Annotated in this window: 1 protein-coding gene; it reads right to left on the minus strand. The window is 50.6% G+C overall.

The genetic code is table 11. The features are described from left to right. The coding region (locus ACTHUR_RS21700; protein ID WP_440400887.1) for a PEP/pyruvate-binding domain-containing protein at positions 1-431 on the minus strand (431 nt) is incomplete at both ends.

The raw sequence follows: 431 nt of genomic DNA on the forward strand, positions 1-431 counted from the left end.
TGATAGAGAAGCGGCGCAGGTTGCGGCTGCCGTCTTCTTGAGATTTTAAAGTTTCAGGGCGTGCTTGCAGGATGTAGAATTTGCCCTCCAAACCATCGCGCCCCCATTCGATGTCCATTGGGCGGCCGTAGTGTTTTTCGATGGTCAGCGCGTAATGAGCCAACTCGGTTACTTCGGCGTCGGTAATGGAGAAGCGTTGCCGGTCTTCTGCAGGTACATCAACGTTGGTTACAGATTTACCGGCTTCGGCTTTGTCGGTACAAATCATTTTGATTTGTTTCGAACCCATGGTTTTGCGCAGGATAGCCGGTTTGCCTGCTTTCAAAGTAGGTTTGCATACATAGAATTCGTCAGGGTTTACCGCGCCTTGTACGACGTTTTCGCCCAGGCCGTAAGAAGAGGTAACGAAAACGACTTGGTCGTAACCGGAT

Source organism: Neisseria sp. P0021.S007 (genome assembly GCF_051956855.1).